The 17,297-nt window shown below is 51.2% G+C and carries 15 protein-coding genes; all 15 read left to right on the top strand.

The features are described 5' to 3' along the window. The first annotated feature begins 84 nt into the window (after window positions 1-84). The 15 genes from mutS to DXD12_RS02980 all read left to right on the top strand — a co-directional run bounded on the left by mutS (window position 85) and on the right by DXD12_RS02980 (window position 17,275). Window positions 85-2,727, top strand: a complete 2,643-nt coding sequence (mutS, locus tag DXD12_RS03050; protein WP_106999844.1) for a DNA mismatch repair protein MutS — start codon at window positions 85-87, stop codon at window positions 2,725-2,727. 32 nt (window positions 2,728-2,759) lie between these two features. After that, window positions 2,760-4,856, top strand: coding sequence for a DNA mismatch repair endonuclease MutL (mutL, locus tag DXD12_RS03045; RefSeq protein ID WP_118628852.1), 2,097 nt, complete (start codon window positions 2,760-2,762; stop codon window positions 4,854-4,856). Between the two features lie 24 nt (window positions 4,857-4,880). Then, window positions 4,881-5,864, top strand: a complete 984-nt coding sequence (gene miaA, locus DXD12_RS03040) for a tRNA (adenosine(37)-N6)-dimethylallyltransferase MiaA (protein ID WP_106999846.1) — start codon at window positions 4,881-4,883, stop codon at window positions 5,862-5,864. Between the two features lie 241 nt (window positions 5,865-6,105). Further along, window positions 6,106-7,404, top strand: coding sequence for a methionine gamma-lyase family protein (locus DXD12_RS03035; protein WP_117795348.1), 1,299 nt, complete (start codon window positions 6,106-6,108; stop codon window positions 7,402-7,404). Window positions 7,405-7,539: 135 nt separating this feature from the next. After that, complete coding sequence (locus DXD12_RS03030; protein ID WP_118628851.1) at window positions 7,540-7,794, top strand: DUF4321 domain-containing protein; 255 nt, start codon at window positions 7,540-7,542, stop codon at window positions 7,792-7,794. A 67-nt stretch (window positions 7,795-7,861) separates the two neighbouring features. Continuing rightward, entirely contained in the window at window positions 7,862-8,608 is a 747-nt protein-coding gene (gene radC, locus DXD12_RS03025; protein WP_118628850.1) for a DNA repair protein RadC, read from the top strand. Further along, window positions 8,605-9,459, top strand: a complete 855-nt coding sequence (gene mreC / locus DXD12_RS03020; protein ID WP_106999850.1) for a rod shape-determining protein MreC — start codon at window positions 8,605-8,607, stop codon at window positions 9,457-9,459. Before radC ends, mreC begins: the two co-directional genes overlap by 4 nt. Next, a complete protein-coding gene (gene mreD / locus DXD12_RS03015; protein ID WP_022359512.1) occupies window positions 9,440-9,958 on the top strand; it encodes a rod shape-determining protein MreD in 519 nt (172 codons plus the stop codon). Before mreC ends, mreD begins: the two co-directional genes overlap by 20 nt. Then, window positions 9,951-12,851 carry a penicillin-binding transpeptidase domain-containing protein gene (locus DXD12_RS03010; RefSeq protein ID WP_118628849.1) on the top strand — a complete coding sequence of 967 codons (2,901 nt, stop codon included), beginning with the start codon at window positions 9,951-9,953 and terminating at the stop codon, window positions 12,849-12,851. The genes mreD and DXD12_RS03010 overlap by 8 nt, the downstream gene beginning before the upstream one ends. A gap of 14 nt (window positions 12,852-12,865) precedes the next feature. After that, complete coding sequence (locus DXD12_RS03005) at window positions 12,866-13,531, top strand: septum site-determining protein MinC (RefSeq protein ID WP_117795354.1); 666 nt, start codon at window positions 12,866-12,868, stop codon at window positions 13,529-13,531. A gap of 84 nt (window positions 13,532-13,615) precedes the next feature. Further along, window positions 13,616-14,407: a septum site-determining protein MinD gene (minD, locus tag DXD12_RS03000; RefSeq protein WP_022359515.1), complete on the top strand. Its 792-nt coding sequence runs from the start codon at window positions 13,616-13,618 to the stop codon at window positions 14,405-14,407. Window positions 14,408-14,418: 11 nt separating this feature from the next. Further along, window positions 14,419-14,718 carry a cell division topological specificity factor MinE gene (locus DXD12_RS02995; RefSeq protein ID WP_022359516.1) on the top strand — a complete coding sequence of 100 codons (300 nt, stop codon included), beginning with the start codon at window positions 14,419-14,421 and terminating at the stop codon, window positions 14,716-14,718. A 28-nt stretch (window positions 14,719-14,746) separates the two neighbouring features. Beyond that, entirely contained in the window at window positions 14,747-15,823 is a 1,077-nt protein-coding gene (locus DXD12_RS02990; protein ID WP_338108838.1) for an FtsW/RodA/SpoVE family cell cycle protein, read from the top strand. A gap of 82 nt (window positions 15,824-15,905) precedes the next feature. Further along, window positions 15,906-16,301: a methylglyoxal synthase gene (locus tag DXD12_RS02985; RefSeq protein WP_022359519.1), complete on the top strand. Its 396-nt coding sequence runs from the start codon at window positions 15,906-15,908 to the stop codon at window positions 16,299-16,301. Then, on the top strand, window positions 16,298-17,275 hold the full coding sequence (locus DXD12_RS02980; RefSeq protein ID WP_182426208.1) for a serine hydrolase: 978 nt from the start codon (window positions 16,298-16,300) through the stop codon (window positions 17,273-17,275). The genes DXD12_RS02985 and DXD12_RS02980 overlap by 4 nt, the downstream gene beginning before the upstream one ends. Window positions 17,276-17,297 lie beyond the last annotated feature (22 nt).

Genomic DNA, 17,297 nt, shown 5'->3' with positions numbered 1-17,297 from the left:
TGTCTGGTCTGGCATACAGATGAGTGAAGTGCCGGAAAACGGGCAGATCGCGATGAAGAGAGGTAAATTGTGGCACTTTCACCAATGATGACTCATTATCTGGAGACGAAAAAACAGTATCCGGATTGTATTCTGTTTTATCGTCTTGGCGATTTCTATGAGATGTTTTTTGAGGATGCCCAGACTGTTTCGAAAGAACTGGAACTTACCCTGACTGGAAAAGACTGCGGACTGGAGGAACGCGCGCCTATGTGCGGCGTTCCTTATCATGCCGTAGAGGGTTATTTGAGCCGTCTCGTCCAGAAAGGATATAAGGTCGCCATCGCAGAGCAGATGGAGGATCCGAAACAGGCAAAGGGACTTGTGAAGCGGGAGGTAATCCGGGTGGTGACGCCGGGAACCCTGACAAATTCACAGGTTCTGGAGGAATCAAAAAACAATTACCTGATGGGAATTGTATACATAGACGGTGTATTCGGCGTTTCGACGGTTGATGTCAGCACGGGCGACTATCTTGTGACGGAGGTTCGCAACGAGCGCAGTCTGTTAGATGAAATTTATAAATTTTCGCCGTCGGAGCTTATCTGCAACGAGGCTTTTTACATGTCAGGAATCGATTTAGAGGACTTGAAAGTACGGTTAAACGCCGTGATCTCAGCACTTGAAAATCGGTTCTTTTCTGATGATTCCTGCCGGAGAATCCTGCGGGAACATTTTCATGTAGAGCACCTGGAAGCGTTGGGACTGGCAGACTATGAGACGGGCGCGATCGCGGCGGGTGCTGTCCTGCAGTATCTGTATGAGACGCAGAAAAATACACTGGAACACCTGACGCGCCTGACTGTCTATACGACTGGACAGTTTATGATGCTGGATACGTCCACGCGCCGGAACCTGGAGCTTACTGAGACGCTCCGGGAAAAGCAGAAGCGGGGCACACTTCTCTGGGTGCTTGATAAGACGAAAACGGCGATGGGCGCCCGTATGCTGCGGACACTTGTGGAGCAGCCGCTCATCAGCCGGGAGGAGATCCTGCGCCGCCAGAATGCGATCGAAGAGCTGAACATGAACTATATCAGCCGCGAGGAGCTGTGCGAATATCTGAATCCGATCTACGATCTCGAACGTCTGATCGGACGCATCAGTTACCGGACGGCAAATCCGCGCGATCTCATCGCGTTTGGCAATTCACTGGCGATGCTTCCGTATATCAAACAGATTTTGAAGGAGTTTTCAGGCGAGCTGCTTAAAAACCTGGAAGCTGCTCTGGATCCGCTGGCAGATTTGAAGGAACTGATTGACAAGGCGATCGTGGAAGAGCCGCCGATCACGGTGCGCGAGGGCGGCATCATCAAGGAAGGCTACCATGAGGAGGCAGACCGTCTGCGTCATGCAAAGACGGAAGGAAAAGACTGGCTGGCACAGTTAGAGCAGAGCGAGCGCGAAAAGACAGGCATCAAAAACCTGAAAGTCAAGTTCAATAAGGTATTTGGCTACTATTTTGAGGTAACTAATTCCTTTAAGGATCTGGTGCCGGATTATTTCATCCGTAAACAGACCCTGACAAACGCAGAGCGCTATACGACCGACCGGCTGAAAGAGCTGGAAGATATCATTCTCGGCGCCGAGGACAAGCTGGTTTCTCTGGAATATGATCTGTTCTGCCAGGTGCGCGACCAGATCGCGGGCGAGGTAAACCGGATTCAGAGTACCGCCCGTGCGATCGCGATGACGGATGTGCTGGCGTCTCTGTCGGTGGTGGCGACGCGTTACAATTACGTGAAACCTCATATCAACGAAAAGGGCATCATCCGCATCAAAAACGGACGTCATCCGGTCGTAGAGCGCATGATGGGCGGCGAGATGTTTGTCGCCAATGACACATATTTAGACAACGGAAAGAACCGGATTTCGATCATTACCGGTCCGAACATGGCTGGTAAGTCGACTTATATGCGTCAGACGGCGCTGATCACGCTGATGGCGCAGATCGGAAGCTTCGTCCCGGCGGATGAGGCGGATATCGGTCTCTGCGACCGTATTTTTACCCGTGTGGGCGCCTCGGATGATCTGGCATCTGGTCAGAGTACCTTCATGGTGGAGATGACCGAGGTTGCGAATATCCTGCGGAATGCGACGAAAAACAGCCTTCTGATTCTCGATGAGATCGGGCGCGGTACGAGTACCTTCGACGGTCTTTCGATCGCCTGGGCGGTTGTGGAGTATATTAGTAATACGAAGATTCTGGGTGCTAAGACGCTGTTTGCGACACATTACCATGAACTGACAGAGCTGGAAGGAACCTTAAGCGGCGTCAACAACTACTGTATTGCGGTCAAGGAACAGGGCGACGATATCGTCTTCCTGCGTAAAATCGTGAAGGGTGGCGCCGATAAGAGCTACGGCATCCAGGTGGCGAAGCTTGCAGGCGTTCCGGCTCCGGTCATCGATCGGGCAAAAGAACTGGTGGAAGAGTTGAGCGATGCCGACATTACAGCGCGTGCGAAGGAGATTGCAGAAAATGGTCCGGGAACCCAGACGCGCAAAAAGGTGGCAAAACCGGACGAGGTAGATCTGCAGCAGATGTCGATCTTTGACACGGTCAATGAGGACGATATCATCAAGGAGATCATGGAACTGGAAGTAAACCGGATGTCTCCGCTGGATGCGCTCAATACATTAGATAAGCTGCAGGCGAAGCTGAAAAACCGGTGGATGCACCAGTAAAAAAGAGTTTAGGAAGGATGTGGAGGAGATAGATGGCTGCGATTCAGGTCTTGGATTCCAATACAATCAATCAGATTGCAGCCGGCGAGGTCATTGAACGGCCGGCGTCGGTTGTCAAGGAGCTTTTGGAGAATGCGATCGATTCGAAGGCGACGGCGATCACGGTGGAGATTCAGGGCGGCGGTCTGCAGACGATCCGGGTGACGGATAACGGAAGCGGCATTGTGCGCGAGGAGATCCCACTGGCATTTAAGCGCCATGCGACCAGCAAGATCCGGACGGCGTCGGATTTGTTTCAGGTGGCATCGTTAGGGTTCCGCGGCGAGGCGCTGGCGTCGATCGCGTCGGTGGCGAAGGTGGAACTGATCACGAAAACAAACGATTCGATCAGCGGTTCCCGTTACCGCATCGAGGGCGGCGAGGAACTGGGACTGGAGGAGGTCGGTGCGCCGGAAGGTACGACCTTTATCGCCAGAGATCTGTTCTACAATACACCGGTACGCCGGAAGTTTTTAAAGACGCCGGCGACAGAAGGGTCCCATGTGGCAGATTTAGTCGAAAAGATTGCCCTGTCGCATCCGGAAATCTCCATCCGTTTCATCAATAACAACCAGAGCCGTCTCCATACCTCTGGAAATCATAATTTAAAAGATATAATTTATGCGGTCTTTGGACGCGAGATCACGGCAAACCTGATTGAGGTGGATGCCGGAGCGGATCCGATCCGGGTAGGCGGCTTCATCGGTAAGCCACTGATCGCGCGCGGCAACCGCACGTATGAAAATTATTTCATCAACGGACGCTATATCAAGAGCAGTATCATCGGAAAGGCGATCGAGGACGCATATAAACCGTTCATGATGCAGCACAAGTATCCATTTACGATGCTGCAATTTACGATCGATCCGTCGTATATTGACGTCAACGTCCATCCGGCGAAGATGGAGATCCGTTTCAGGGACGGCGAACAGATCTACCGGACGGTCTACCATACGATCGCGATGGCACTCGCTAACCGGGAACTGATTCCGGCGGTTTCGCTGGAGAATGAGAAGAATGCAGAGAAAGAGCTGAAGATTCCGGGGCTGGAAAAGGGAGTGCTGCCGGAGCTTCCAACCAGAAAGATGGAAAGCAACCAGGGCAGCCGTCCGTCCTTAAAACCAGTCCGTATCCGTGAGGAACATCCGGAACCGTTTGAGACGAAACGTCTGGGGGCGTCGCAGGCAGAAATGATGTCGGTCTCGGAAGATATGCCGGGATATGGGGCTGAAAACGGCAGCGGATCAAATGTGGCTGTGTCAGGAACGGGGCGGTTCGATGAAGTGTTTGGAAGAACCGACACAACCGGCAGAGTTGAAAATGTTTCAATTAATACAGAGTCAGATCTGCCAGAGCCGACCACGTCAGCGCCTTCCAGCGAATCCATCTCAGCTTCAGCGGGGCAAACTGCATCTCCTGCATCTGTTTCAACGGGATCGACCCAGTCCGCCCCATCTGAAAAGCCCCGTCAGATGGATCTGTTTGAAGATAAACTCCTGACCAAACCGGCGCGTGCGAACCACCGCCTGATCGGACAGCTGTTTGACACATACTGGCTGGTGGAGTATCATGATAATCTGTACATCATTGATCAGCATGCGGCGCATGAGAAAATCCTCTATGAGCGGACGATGGCATCCCTTCAAAAGAGGGAGTACACCTCCCAGATGATCGATCCGCCGATCATTTTGAGTCTCAACAGCAGTGAGCAGCTCAAATTAGAGCAGTATATGGAACATTTTACCTCGATCGGATTTGAGATTGAGCCGTTTGGCGGCAAGGAGTACGCGGTGCGTGCCGTTCCGGCGAACCTCTTTTCCGTCGCAAAACGCGAGCTTCTGATGGAGATGATCGACGATCTGGCGGAGGGCAATGGAAGCGGAACCCCGGATCTCATCAATGAGCGTGTGGCGACGATGTCGTGTAAGGCGGCGGTCAAGGGCAATCACACATTATCATTTGCCGAAGCGGACAAGCTGATCGATGAGCTTCTGGAACTCAAAAATCCGTATGCGTGCCCACATGGACGCCCAACGATCATATCGATGAGCAAATATGAGTTGGAGAAGAAATTCAAACGGATTGTATAACCCATTAAAAGGAGAGAAAGTCTTATGGGAAATCTGGAACAAGCGGCTGAAAAAAAGCCCCTGATTGTCCTGACCGGACCGACAGCAGTCGGAAAAACGGCGCTGTCCATTCAGCTTGCCAGGCGGATCGGCGGCGAGATCATCAGCGCGGATTCGATGCAGGTGTACCGCCACATGGATATCGGTACGGCAAAGATACGCCTGGAAGAGATGGACGGTGTGCCGCACCATCTGATCGATATTTTAGAGCCGACTGAGGATTTCAATGTCGTGCGGTTTCAGGCGCTTGCCCGCGCGGCGGCGGAAGATATTTACAGCCGCGGAAAAATTCCGATCGTGGCAGGTGGAACCGGCTTTTATATTCAGGCACTGCTCAATGATATTGATTTCACCCAGATCGACGAAAATACGCAGTTTCGGGAGGAGATGGAACGCCTGGCAGCCGAACAGGGGGCAGAAGTCCTGCATGAGCGTCTGCGGGCGGTCGATCCAGAATCGGCGGAGGCGATCCACGCAAACAATGTAAAACGTGTGATCCGCGCGCTGGAATATTATGAGCAGACGGGCGAGAAGATTTCTGCCCACAATGAGGCGGAGCGGGCAAAGATTTCACCGTACCATTTCTTCTATTATGTATTAAATACCGATCGGACAGTTCTCTATGAGCGGATCGAGAAGCGGATCGATGAGATGATGGAAGAGGGATTGGTCGAGGAAGTGAGGCAGCTGCAGGCGATGGGCTGTCGCCGTGATTCAGTGGCGATGCAGGGACTTGGATATAAAGAAATTCTGGCATATTTAAATGGCGAAATGTCATTGGAGACAGCGGTCAATATCCTGAAACGCGATACGCGCCATTTTGCGAAACGTCAGCTTACCTGGTTCCGGCGGGAACGCGACGTGCGTTTCTTATATTTGCCGGAATTTGATAATGACCGGGAACGCGTGCTGGAACATATTCTGCAGGAATTAGCGGCGGAAGCGGGTATTATGGAGTGTGATTCATAAGATGGATGGAACACTCTAAATTATAAGTTGTAAAAATCAAGAAAAGTTAAAGAAACAAAAAAAGAATTATAGAATAACCGTAACTGTTCAGTAGGTCTGCGCATTTACTGCGCTGACCGTACGAAAACATGGGTCAGCAGGCAAAAATCCCATTGCCGTAGGCAATTTTTAATGGATTTTTGCGCGTGACTGTGAAGGTACTGAACAGTTACGAATAACCGACAACAGGAAAGGAACCACCATGGAGTTAGAGAAAATGTATGGCGACCTCGGTATTTCGAAAGAAGTGCTTGAATATGGAGCCAGAATCGAAGCGGCTCTGGAAGACCGTTTCACAGAGATCGATGGCAATGCAGAGTACAATCAGTTAAAGGTAATCGCTGCGATGCAGAAAAACCGCGTCAGCGATATTCATTTTTCCGGTACAACCGGATATGGTTACAACGACCTCGGACGTGAGACGCTGGAACAGGTATATGCGGATGTATTCCACACTGAGGACGCGCTGGTGCGCCCGCAGATCGTGTGCGGAACGCACGCGCTCTACACGGCATTAGCCGGAAACCTGCGCCCGGGCGACGAGCTGCTTTCGCCGGTGGGAAAACCGTATGATACTCTGGAGGAAGTGATCGGCATCCGCGAGTCCAACGGTTCCCTGCGGGAGTACGGCATTTCATACCGTCAGGTTGACCTGCTGCCGGACGGAACCTTCGATTACGACGGCATCCGCGCGGCGATCAACGAGAAGACAAAACTGGTAACCATCCAGCGTTCCAAGGGATACGCATCCCGTCCAACCCTCTCGGCAGAGCAGATCGGTGAACTGATTGCATTTGTTAAATCCATCAAACCGGAAGTGATCTGTATGGTAGACAACTGCTATGGCGAATTCGTTGAGCGGATCGAACCGAGCGATCTCGGTGCGGACATGGTAGTCGGTTCCCTGATCAAAAACCCGGGCGGCGGACTGGCGCCGATCGGCGGCTATATCGCCGGAACCAGACAGTGCATCGAAAATGCAGCGTACCGCCTTGGTTCTCCGGGACTCGGACGGGAGGTCGGCGCGAGTCTTGGCGTCAACCAGTCCTTCTTCCAGGGACTTTTCCTGGCACCGACCGTTGTATCCGGCGCATTAAAGGGAGCTATCTTTGCGGCAAACGTCTATGAGCGCCTGGGCTTTGATGTGGTTCCGAACAGCACGGAACCGCGCTATGATATCATTCAGGCGATCACGTTTGGAAAACCGGAGGGTGTTATTGCGTTCTGCCAGGGCATTCAGGCGGCGGCGCCGGTTGACAGCTATGTATCGCCGGAACCGTGGGATATGCCGGGGTATGATTCCCAGGTTATTATGGCAGCAGGTGCCTTTATCCAGGGATCCTCGATAGAGCTTTCCGCGGATGGTCCGATCAAACCGCCGTACAGCGTATTCTTCCAGGGCGGACTGACCTGGTACCATGCGAAGTTAGGCATTTTAATGTCCCTGCAGAAGCTTCTGGATGCAGGCATAGTAAAACCTGAGCAGCTCAAAATCGACTAGAAATGACGTTTTTTGAATGATTTTGTAATTAATTTTAAGAAAACTTTAAAAAAAAATCTGCCGGACTGTCTATACACATTCCGGCAGTTTGTGCTAAGATAATAAAGATTATAGAAAGGGACGGTATTCGGTATCATGAATCGAGCAAAAAATTTCTGGATTCTTCTGCTGCTCCTGATGACAGGGATTGTGTTAGGTGGATTTATCGGAAATATGGCATCCGGCGTCAAGGGACTGTCGTGGCTGAATTACGGACAATCCTTCGGTCTGATGGACCCGGTTGTTCTTGATTTAGGAATCCTGGTTATCACGTTTGGTCTGTCAATCCGGGTGACGATGGCGAGCATCATCGGCGTTGTCATTGCACTGATCGCATATCGTCTGATTTAATCAAAGAATCCCGCCTGGTGGGAATGGCTTTCTGTATGCAGAGGAGAGGCACGCAGGAGGACAATCAATGAAAAAAGAAACAGAGAAACCAGTAAAAAGTTCTGAACCGGCCGCTGGATGGCGTCTTACCATGAAAGATATCCCTGAAAAAGACCGCCCCTACGAAAAATGTGAGAGGGAGGGAGTTGGGGCACTGACGGACGCCGAGCTTTTAGCGATCCTTATCCGGACCGGAAACCGGCAGGAGTCGGCACTTTCTCTGGCAACCCGGATTCTGGCGCAGGCGCAGCCGCCGGGGATTTTAGGGCTTTTGCATCTGACTCTTCCAGAACTGATGGAGCAGAAAGGAATCGGCAGAGTCAAGGGAATCGAACTTTTGTGTGTGGGAGAACTGTCACAGCGGATCTGGCGCACCTTGACGCTTTCAGAAGCGCCTGCTTTTACGGCGCCGGAGGCGATCGCCGCTTTTTATATGGAGGAAATGCGTCACAAAGAGCAGGAAGAGATGCACCTGATGATCCTCAATACGAAGCAGAAGCTGATTCGGGATATCCTGCTGTTTCGGGGAACCTTCAATCACTCTCCGGCATCTCCGAGGGAGATATTTATCGAGGCGCTGCGCTATCATGCAGCCAGCATCGTTTTAGTACATAATCATCCGAGCGGGGATCCTACCCCCAGTGCGGAGGATCGGCGGACGACCGTCCGGATTCAGGAGGCGGGCGCTATGCTGGGAATCCGGCTTTTGGATCATGTGATTATCGGCGAACAAGCCTATTTTAGTTTCAAAGAACGGGGAATACTATCATTATGAAAAACAGCAAGTATATTCTGGCAGGTATGTCAGCCTTCTGTCTTGTGCTGATTACAGCAACGTCTATCAAATCAAGCTTTCTGATGCCGCTTCGGACGGGTGTCGGTTTTGTTCTGGTACCGCTGCAGTCAGGTGTCAACGCGATCGGCACAGGTCTCTACAATGCGCTTGAAAATTTTTCCTCCCTGCGGGAGGCGCAGGAGGAGAACAAAAATCTCCAGATGCGTCTAGATCAGATGGTGGAAGAGAACAACCGCTTGCAGTCGGAGCTTTACGAGTTAGACCGTCTCAGAGAGCTGTATCAGCTTGATCAGGAATATATGCAGTATAAAAAAATAGCCGCCCGCGTCATTGCAAAGGACTCTGGAAACTGGTTTCAGGTATTCCGGATCGACAAGGGAGCGGACGATGGCATCCAGGAAGATATGAATGTCATGGCAGGCGGCGGACTGGTCGGTATTGTAACCGATGTCGGGGCAAACTATGCAACTGTCCGCGCGATCATCGATGATGACAGCAACGTCAGCGGCATGTCCCTGCGGACCGGCGATACCTGTAATGTATCCGGCAACCTGACGCTTTACCAGGATGGACGGCTGGGACTTGACCATATCAAGAAAGAGGCAGATATCCAGGAGGGCGACAAGATCGTGACCTCCAACATCAGTGATATTTTCCTGCCGGGCATTCTCATCGGTTATGCCTCCGGGCTGACGACCGATGCCAACAACGTAACCAAATCCGGTACAATCATTCCGGTTGCAGATTTTGATAACCTGCAGGAGGTACTGGTAATCACCCAGCTGAAAAATGGGGATGGAGGCGACAATAATGCGGAAGCTGCTGATTAACCTTGTCATGCTGATTCTGGCATTCACGATCCAGATCTGCGTGTTCCCACAGATCGCCTTCTTATCTTCGGCTCCGAACCTGCTGCTGATTGTGGTGTTTGTGTGCAGCTTCATTGAGGGGCGCGAGCGGGGGATGTTCTACGGGCTGGTGGCAGGTCTTTTTATGGATCTGTTTTACAGTGGACCATTTGGCTTTTATACACTGTTTTTCATCAATCTGGGGTATGTCAGTGGAATCTGCAACAAGTATTATTATGAAGACTACATCACGCTGCCGCTGCTTTTGAGCCTGGCAAGTGATTTAATCTATAACCTGTACATCTATGTATTCCGGTTCCTGATACGGAATCGTCTGAATTTTGGGCATTATCTGGTCTCCATCATTATCCCGGAGATCATATTTACCACGGTTACGACGCTTGTCGTATACCGGTTTTTCCTTTTTATCAACCGGAAACTGAAAGAATGGGAACAAAGGAGAGATTCGAACATTGTTTGATGACCTGAAAGAATATCTGCGAGAATGGTTCAAAAAAGTGATTACCTCCCGGCTTTTTGTCCTGGCGGTTGTGTTCTGCCTGATGTCGTCCGCATTGGTGATGCGGTTGTTCAACCTGCAGATCATCAAGGGCGAAGAGTATCAGGATGCATATACAGCGATGACGGAAAAAGTCATAAAGACTGCCAGCACGCGGGGTAATATCTACGATCGGAACGGCAATGTGCTGGCGTACAACGAACTGGCATACGACGTTACCATACAGGATACCGGTGCGTACAAGACGGATGCACAGTGGAACACGATGCTCTACGATCTGGTATCGATCTTGAATAAACACGGTGAGAGCGCACAGACCAGTTTAGAGCTTACGCTCGATCACGATGGAAATGTCGTGTATACCTCCGAGACACAGTCCGGACGCAAGCGATTCCTGCGTGATTATTATGGTCTTAAAAATGTGGATGAGATGGACGATTCAGATGGAAAATACCCGTCCGACATTTCAGCGCCGGATCTGCTGGAGCGGATGAAAAAGGAGTACCACCTGACACTCGGTGACGATAAGAACCGGGACGGGCGCCCGCTTGACAAAGACGGCAATCCGATCGATGTTTCGGATGAGGTGGCGCTGCAGATCGTCGGTATCCGCTACACGATGCGTTTTACCGCGTTCCAGAAGTACGAATCGACAACGATCGCGACGGATATCAGCGATGAGACCGTTGCAGACATTTTAGAGCACGCAGCCGATCTGGTGGGCGTCAATATACAGGAATCGACGATCCGTGTGTACAATGAAAGCCTCTACTTTGCGCCGATCATTGGATATACGGGAAAAGTAACGAGCGAACGTCTGGAGGAGTTAAAGGCGGTCAACGATGACTATGAGTTAAATGATGTAGTAGGCCGTACCGGCATCGAATCCTCGATGGAGCTGGAATTAAAGGGTAAGAAAGGTTCCCAGACGGCATATGTAGATAACGTCGGAAGAATCCTAAGCGTGACCGGGGAAGTCGCACCGGTGGCAGGCAACGATATCTGGCTGACCCTCGATCTGAACCTTCAGAAGGGTATTTACCACATTCTGGAGAAGCAGCTGGCGGGCGTCTTGTTAAAGACGATTGTCAACCAGGATGAGAAAGATATCGCTTATATCGATTCTTCCAGTATTAAGATACCGATCAAGAAGGCATACTTCCAGCTGATCAACAACAACGTCCTCTCGATTGACAATTTCGCTTCCGAAGAGGCATCCGATGTGGAACAGCAGATTTATCAGAAGTACGAGAGCTCACGCGTGCGGATTGAACAGGAACTGCGGGGCGAACTGCAGTCTGAAAATGCAACGCCGATGAACGCGCTTTCAGAGGAAATGCAGGCATATATGCAATATATCTATTCGTATCTTTCTTCCAGCAACAAGGCGATTGTCCAGCGTGATGCGATCGATACGTCCAGTGACATGTATCAGGCGTGGAAGAACGGTACGATCAGTCTGCGGGAATACTTATATTATGGAATTGCCAACAACTGGATCGATACGACGAAGCTGGACATCCAGAGCCGGTATTCGAATGCGGACGATGTCTTCACGGCACTGCTGGACGACTGTTTCCGCGATCTGGAACAGGATCCGGCATTCGAGAAACTGATTTATCAGTATTTAATCAATAACAATGTTGTGACCGGGCGCGAGCTCTGCATGGCGCTCTATTCCCAGAATGTGCTTGCATACGATGAGAATGAGGTCAACCTGCTGCGTGTCAGCGGGGAAGAATACGCGTACCAGTTCCTGATGAATAAGATCCGCAATATTGAGATCACACCGGCGCAGCTGGCACTTGACCCGTGTACGGCGAGCTGTGTCGTGACGAGTGCGAAGACTGGCGAGGTGCTGGCACTGGTATCGTATCCAAGCTATGACAACAACCGGATTTCGGACAGCACCTATTTTGCCCAGCTAAATGCCGATCAGTCGCTGCCGCTGCGAAACAATGCGACGCAGACACTGAAAGCACCAGGCTCCACCTTCAAGCCGATCACGGCGATTGCAGGTCTGGAAGAGGGGGCAATCACGCTTTCTGATATGATTAACTGTACCGGTATTTATGAGGAAGTCAGCAATCCGATCCGATGCTGGAAATATCCGGGCTTCCACGGACCGTTAAATGTCGTGGGAGGCATCGAAAATTCCTGTAACTATTTCTTCTCGGAGGTGGCGCACCGCCTGTCCACAGAGGCAGATGGAAGCTACAAACCGGAGAAAGGTCTGGAGACGCTGAAAAAATACGCGACCATGTTCGGTTTGGACCGGACTTCGGGCATTGAAATCTCGGAGGCGACGCCGTCTATCAGTGATACCGATCCGGAGCGTTCCAGTATGGGACAGGGTACGCACCAGTTTGCGAGCGTGCAGCTTGCCCGCTATGTGACGGCGCTTGCCAACCGCGGCACGGTCTATGATCTGAGCTTGATTGATAAGGAGACGGATTCCCAGGGTAATCTGGTCAAGGATTATTCGCCGGCTGTGGCGTCAACCCTTGATTTCCAGACAAGCACCTGGGATGCAGTCCAACAAGGTATGCGCCAGGTAGTTACCAACAGTTCGACCAAGCGTGTGTTTGATGGTCTGGACGTACACGTGGCCGGTAAGACCGGTACGGCGCAGGAGTCCCAGAAACGGGGCAACCACGCGTTCTTTATTTCGTTTGCACCGTATGAGAATCCGGAAATTTCGGTGACGGTCAGTATCCCGAATGGATATTCTTCTTCGAATGCGGCGATGGTGGCAAAACACGTATATCGTTACTTCTATGGCTATGCGAGTCTGGATGATATCCTGAATTCAGGAGCATTGGATGCGTCCAATGAACGAATCAATGGAGATTAAGAGGTGATGGAACTATGAAAAGTTCCGTAGTAATAAAGGGATGTAAGTCCGGTATGACGGTAATTCTGAATCCGGACACCCCCTTTGAACAGTTACTGGAGGATGTAGGGAAAAAGTTTAAAGAAAGTGAAAAATTCTGGGGATCCGCCCAGATGACGCTGACCCTGGAGGGGAGAGAACTGACCCCAATCGAGGAACTGCAGGTGACGGATGCGATTACCGCCAATTCCCAGATAGAGATTCTCTGTCTGCTGGATACTGACGCTAACCGCATCGCCCGCTGTGAAAAGGCGCTGACCGAGCGGCTGATGGAGCTGACTGCCCGGACGGGACAATTTTATAAGGGTAATTTATCCCGGGGCGATCTGCTGGAATCCGATGCGAGCATCGTGATCATCGGGGATGTGGAGCGCGGCGCGCGTGTCAGCGCACGGGGCAATATCGTCGTCCTCGGCACGCTGGCGGGTTCCGCCCATGCTGGGGCGGCGGGAAGTGAGGACGCGGTGATCACCGCGCTGGAGATGTCGCCGATGCACCTTCGGATTGCTGATCTGACAGCCAAAACACGCAGCCAGGGTAAAAAGATGGGGCGCGGACCGATGATTGCATCGGTATCCGGTGGAAACATTGACGTAGAATCGGTCAAAAAAAGTTTTTTAGATTATTTTCATTTTATTTAGCGTATTTAATGGATTTAAGACTGGAATTATTCTACTTTTTAGAGTAGAATAAAATGGTAAAACAGAATACAGGAGGATGTTCCTATGAGCGAAGTTATCGTTATTACTTCCGGAAAAGGAGGCGTCGGCAAAACGACAACCTCAGCGAACGTCGGCACCGGGCTTGCCATGCTTGGCAAACGGGTGGTTCTCATCGACACCGATATCGGTCTGAGAAACCTGGATGTCGTCATGGGACTGGAAAACCGGATTATCTACAATCTGGTCGATGTGATCGAGGGAAACTGCCGGATGAAGCAGGCGCTGATTCGAGACAAAAGATATCCTGACCTGTTCTTATTACCTTCCGCCCAGACGCGGGACAAGTCGTCCGTGAGTCCGGGGCAGATGATAAAATTAGTAGAAGACTTAAGAGAAGAGTTTGATTACATACTGCTTGACTGTCCCGCCGGGATTGAGCAGGGCTTTCGCAATGCGATCGCCGGGGCGGACCGGGCGCTGATTGTCACGACACCGGAGGTATCCGCGATAAGGGATGCTGACCGGATCATCGGACTTTTAGAAGCATCCGGGGTCGGGCGTATGGACCTGATCATCAACCGGATCCGGAGCGATATGGTGCGCCGGGGCGATATGATGTCGGTGGATGATGTGATGGATATTCTGTCTGTCCCTGTGATTGGCACAGTCCCGGACGATGAGGATATCGTTATATCCACGAATCAGGGCGAACCGCTGGTCGGCATGAATGGATATGCCGGGCAGGCATATTTAAACATATGCAAACGAATACTTGGAGAATCGGTACCATTTATACAGCTTGATGCGTCTCCGGGCTTCTGGTCCCGGATATCCGGCTTCCTCAAACGTGCATAGGAGGGGACGCTATGATTCTGATTGCAGAACTGTTTACGAAAAAGAATTCCGGCGAGATAGCCAGAAAGCGTTTAAAACACCTTCTGACTGCCGATCGGGCGGGTTGTTCGCCGGAACTTCTGGATCTGATTCGCGCAGATTTCCTGAGGAGCGTGTCACGTTATCTGGAGATTGATCCGGGGGATGTGACACTCCGGATTCTGAGGACATCCTCAGAACAGCCGGCGGAGGTATTCCCGGCGGTCTGTGCGTCGGTACCGGTTCTTACTTTAAGGAGCCATTTACAGCATGATATTCGATTACCAATTTAGAAATTACAACTTTCGAGCCCTCATTTATATGATTCTGCTGAGTGTTCTCGGCATTTTGGTTGTCGGGAGCGCCAGCAATCAGGACCGTTCCTCTGTGATAAAACAGATTATCGGAGTGGTTGTATCCCTGATTATCTGTCTGGTTCTGTCTTTGATTGATTACCATCAGTATTTCCGATTTACCACGCTTATCTATGTGGTCTGTGCCGGAATGCTGGCGGCAGTTCTTTTGTTTGGACGTACCACCAAGGGCGCGACCCGCTGGCTGCGGATCGGCGGGATTCAGATCCAGCCGTCCGAGTTTGTAAAGATCGGTCTGATCCTCATCCTGGCGAATTTTCTTTCCAGAAACCGGGATAAAATCAATGAGCCAAAGACATTGGGGATGACGGCGCTTATCTGTGTCCTTCCGGTCGGCATGGTATATTTACAGCCGAACCTTTCCACCACCATCGTCATCTGCTTCATGATTCTGTGCATGGTTTATGTAGCCGGTATCAGTTACAAATGGATTGCCGGTGCGGTGGCGGTCGGGGTACCTGGATTTGCGGCGCTTATCTATCTGTCGCTGCAGGGATTCATCCCGTTTCTCCAGAAATACCAGGCACAGCGTATCATGGGAAAGATTTTCCACAGCAGCAGTGAATTTACGGATCTGAACCGTCAGCAGGATAACTCCATGATGGCGATCGGCTCCGGGCAGCTGCGCGGCAAGGGGCTTTTTAACAACACATTAAGCTCCGTCAAGAATGGAAATTTCCTCTCGGAGGAACAGACGGACTTTATCTTCGCTGTTATCGGAGAGGAGCTTGGGTTTGTCGGCGGCGTGGCGGTCATTGCCCTCTATGCGCTGCTGGTGTATGAGTGCCTCTGGATTGCAGCGCGCGCGAAGGACACAGCTGGACGTCTGATTGCATCGGGCATGGCGGCGCTTCTGGCGTTCCAGAGTTTTGCCAACATTGCGGTAGCCACGGGAATCTTCCCGAACACGGGTCTTCCGCTTCCTTTCATAAGCTCCGGACTTAGTTCGCTGCTCAGTATGTTTATCGGAATGGGAGTTGTTCTCAATGTTGGATTGCAACGAAATAACGTAACCGTTCAGTAAGTACATGCATGGACTGTGAAGCTGCATGGAAATTGAATTTTATGGTTATGAAAAATAGGAATCATTAAGGAGGCAGGTATAGATGTATATCGGGTTAATCGCACATGATGCGAAGAAAAAACTGATGCAGAACTTCTGTATCGCATATCGCGGCATCCTGAGCAAGCATGAACTCTATGCGACAGGAACGACAGGCCGCCTGATTGAGGAGGTTACGAATCTGACCCTCCATAAATATCTGCCGGGGCACCTGGGAGGTTCCCAGCAGCTCGGCGCACAGATCGAACACAATCAGATCGATCTGCTGATTTTCCTGCGCGATCCGTTGGCGCCGAAGCCGCATGAGCCAGATGTTAATGATGTTGTCCGCCTCTGTGATATTCACAATATCCCGATGGCGACAAACCTGGCGACGGCAGAGCTTCTGGTTAAGGCGCTTGACCGCGGCGATATGGAATGGCGGGAGATGTACAAATGAGAAAACAGACAATCGGACTTGCGGGCGCACTGATGCTTTGCGGTATCAGCATGCTGACCGGCTGTGGTGCCCGCGGTCTGGAACAGGCATATTCATTTCAAGAACGGGAAGCGCAGATGACGCCAGCGGCAGGTGCCGGGCTGGCGCCCTTTTTTGCCTCTTCTCTCTGCGTACCGGAATCTGCAGACGGCGATATTGCTCCAGATGATGCGGTGACGGCGCAGGCGGGCGCATTGTTTGATGTGACCGACTCCAGCGTTATATATGGTAAGAACATCTATGACCAGATGTACCCGGCGAGCATCACGAAGGTAATGACGGCGATCATCGCGATCGAGGAAGGCAATCTTTCCGATGCGGTGACGGCAAATGACGATGTCGTGATCCGCGAGGCAGGCGCTTCGATGGCAGGCATCAAGCCGGGCGATACCTTTACGCTGGAGCAGCTCTTATACGGACTGATGATTCCGTCCGGCAACGATGCAGCCAATGCGATTGCGGATCATATCGCCGGAAGCACGGATGCGTTTGTGGAGAAGATGAATGCGAAAGCGAAGGAACTCGGTGCGACCCACACGCATTTTGTCAATGCAAATGGTCTGCACAGCACCGACCACTATACAACGGCATATGATCTCTATCTGATTTTCAACGAGGCGCTTAAACTGCCGCTGTTTTGTGAGATCATTAACGCGCAGTCTTATACAGCTGATTATACCGATGCAAATGGAGCCGCAAAACAGCAGGTCTGGAAGGTTGGCAACTGGTATCTGAAGGGAGACCGCGAGGCACCGGAGGGAGTGACTGTCTTAGGCGGCAAAACCGGCACCACACAGGCGGCTGGCTACTGCCTGATCATGGCGAGCGATGGGGACGATGGCAAGGAATATATATCGGTTGTGCTAAAATCTGCAAATCGTCCGTCACTTTATGACAATATGACGGAAATTTTGACTAAAATTTCAAATAAGTGATTGCAATATTTATAAATTTATA

It is taken from the genome of Clostridium sp. TF11-13AC (assembly GCF_003481065.1).
Taxonomy (GTDB): Bacteria; Bacillota; Clostridia; order Lachnospirales; family Lachnospiraceae; genus Otoolea; species Otoolea fessa.
This window is presented reverse-complemented; position numbering and strand designations above follow the sequence as displayed.

Bases quoted from the DNA above. Each gene is read 5' to 3' on its own strand.
- mutS (WP_106999844.1), top strand. From the start codon at position 85: ATGATGACTCATTATCTGGAGACGAAAAAACAGTATCCGGATTGTATT.
- mutL (WP_118628852.1), top strand. From the start codon at position 2,760: ATGGCTGCGATTCAGGTCTTGGATTCCAATACAATCAATCAGATTGCA.
- miaA (WP_106999846.1), top strand. From the start codon at position 4,881: ATGGGAAATCTGGAACAAGCGGCTGAAAAAAAGCCCCTGATTGTCCTG.
- DXD12_RS03035 (WP_117795348.1), top strand. From the start codon at position 6,106: ATGGAGTTAGAGAAAATGTATGGCGACCTCGGTATTTCGAAAGAAGTG.
- DXD12_RS03030 (WP_118628851.1), top strand. From the start codon at position 7,540: ATGAATCGAGCAAAAAATTTCTGGATTCTTCTGCTGCTCCTGATGACA.
- radC (WP_118628850.1), top strand. From the start codon at position 7,862: ATGAAAAAAGAAACAGAGAAACCAGTAAAAAGTTCTGAACCGGCCGCT.
- mreC (WP_106999850.1), top strand. From the start codon at position 8,605: ATGAAAAACAGCAAGTATATTCTGGCAGGTATGTCAGCCTTCTGTCTT.
- mreD (WP_022359512.1), top strand. From the start codon at position 9,440: ATGCGGAAGCTGCTGATTAACCTTGTCATGCTGATTCTGGCATTCACG.
- DXD12_RS03005 (WP_117795354.1), top strand. From the start codon at position 12,866: ATGAAAAGTTCCGTAGTAATAAAGGGATGTAAGTCCGGTATGACGGTA.
- minD (WP_022359515.1), top strand. From the start codon at position 13,616: ATGAGCGAAGTTATCGTTATTACTTCCGGAAAAGGAGGCGTCGGCAAA.
- DXD12_RS02995 (WP_022359516.1), top strand. From the start codon at position 14,419: ATGATTCTGATTGCAGAACTGTTTACGAAAAAGAATTCCGGCGAGATA.
- DXD12_RS02990 (WP_338108838.1), top strand. From the start codon at position 14,747: ATGATTCTGCTGAGTGTTCTCGGCATTTTGGTTGTCGGGAGCGCCAGC.
- DXD12_RS02985 (WP_022359519.1), top strand. From the start codon at position 15,906: ATGTATATCGGGTTAATCGCACATGATGCGAAGAAAAAACTGATGCAG.
- DXD12_RS02980 (WP_182426208.1), top strand. From the start codon at position 16,298: ATGAGAAAACAGACAATCGGACTTGCGGGCGCACTGATGCTTTGCGGT.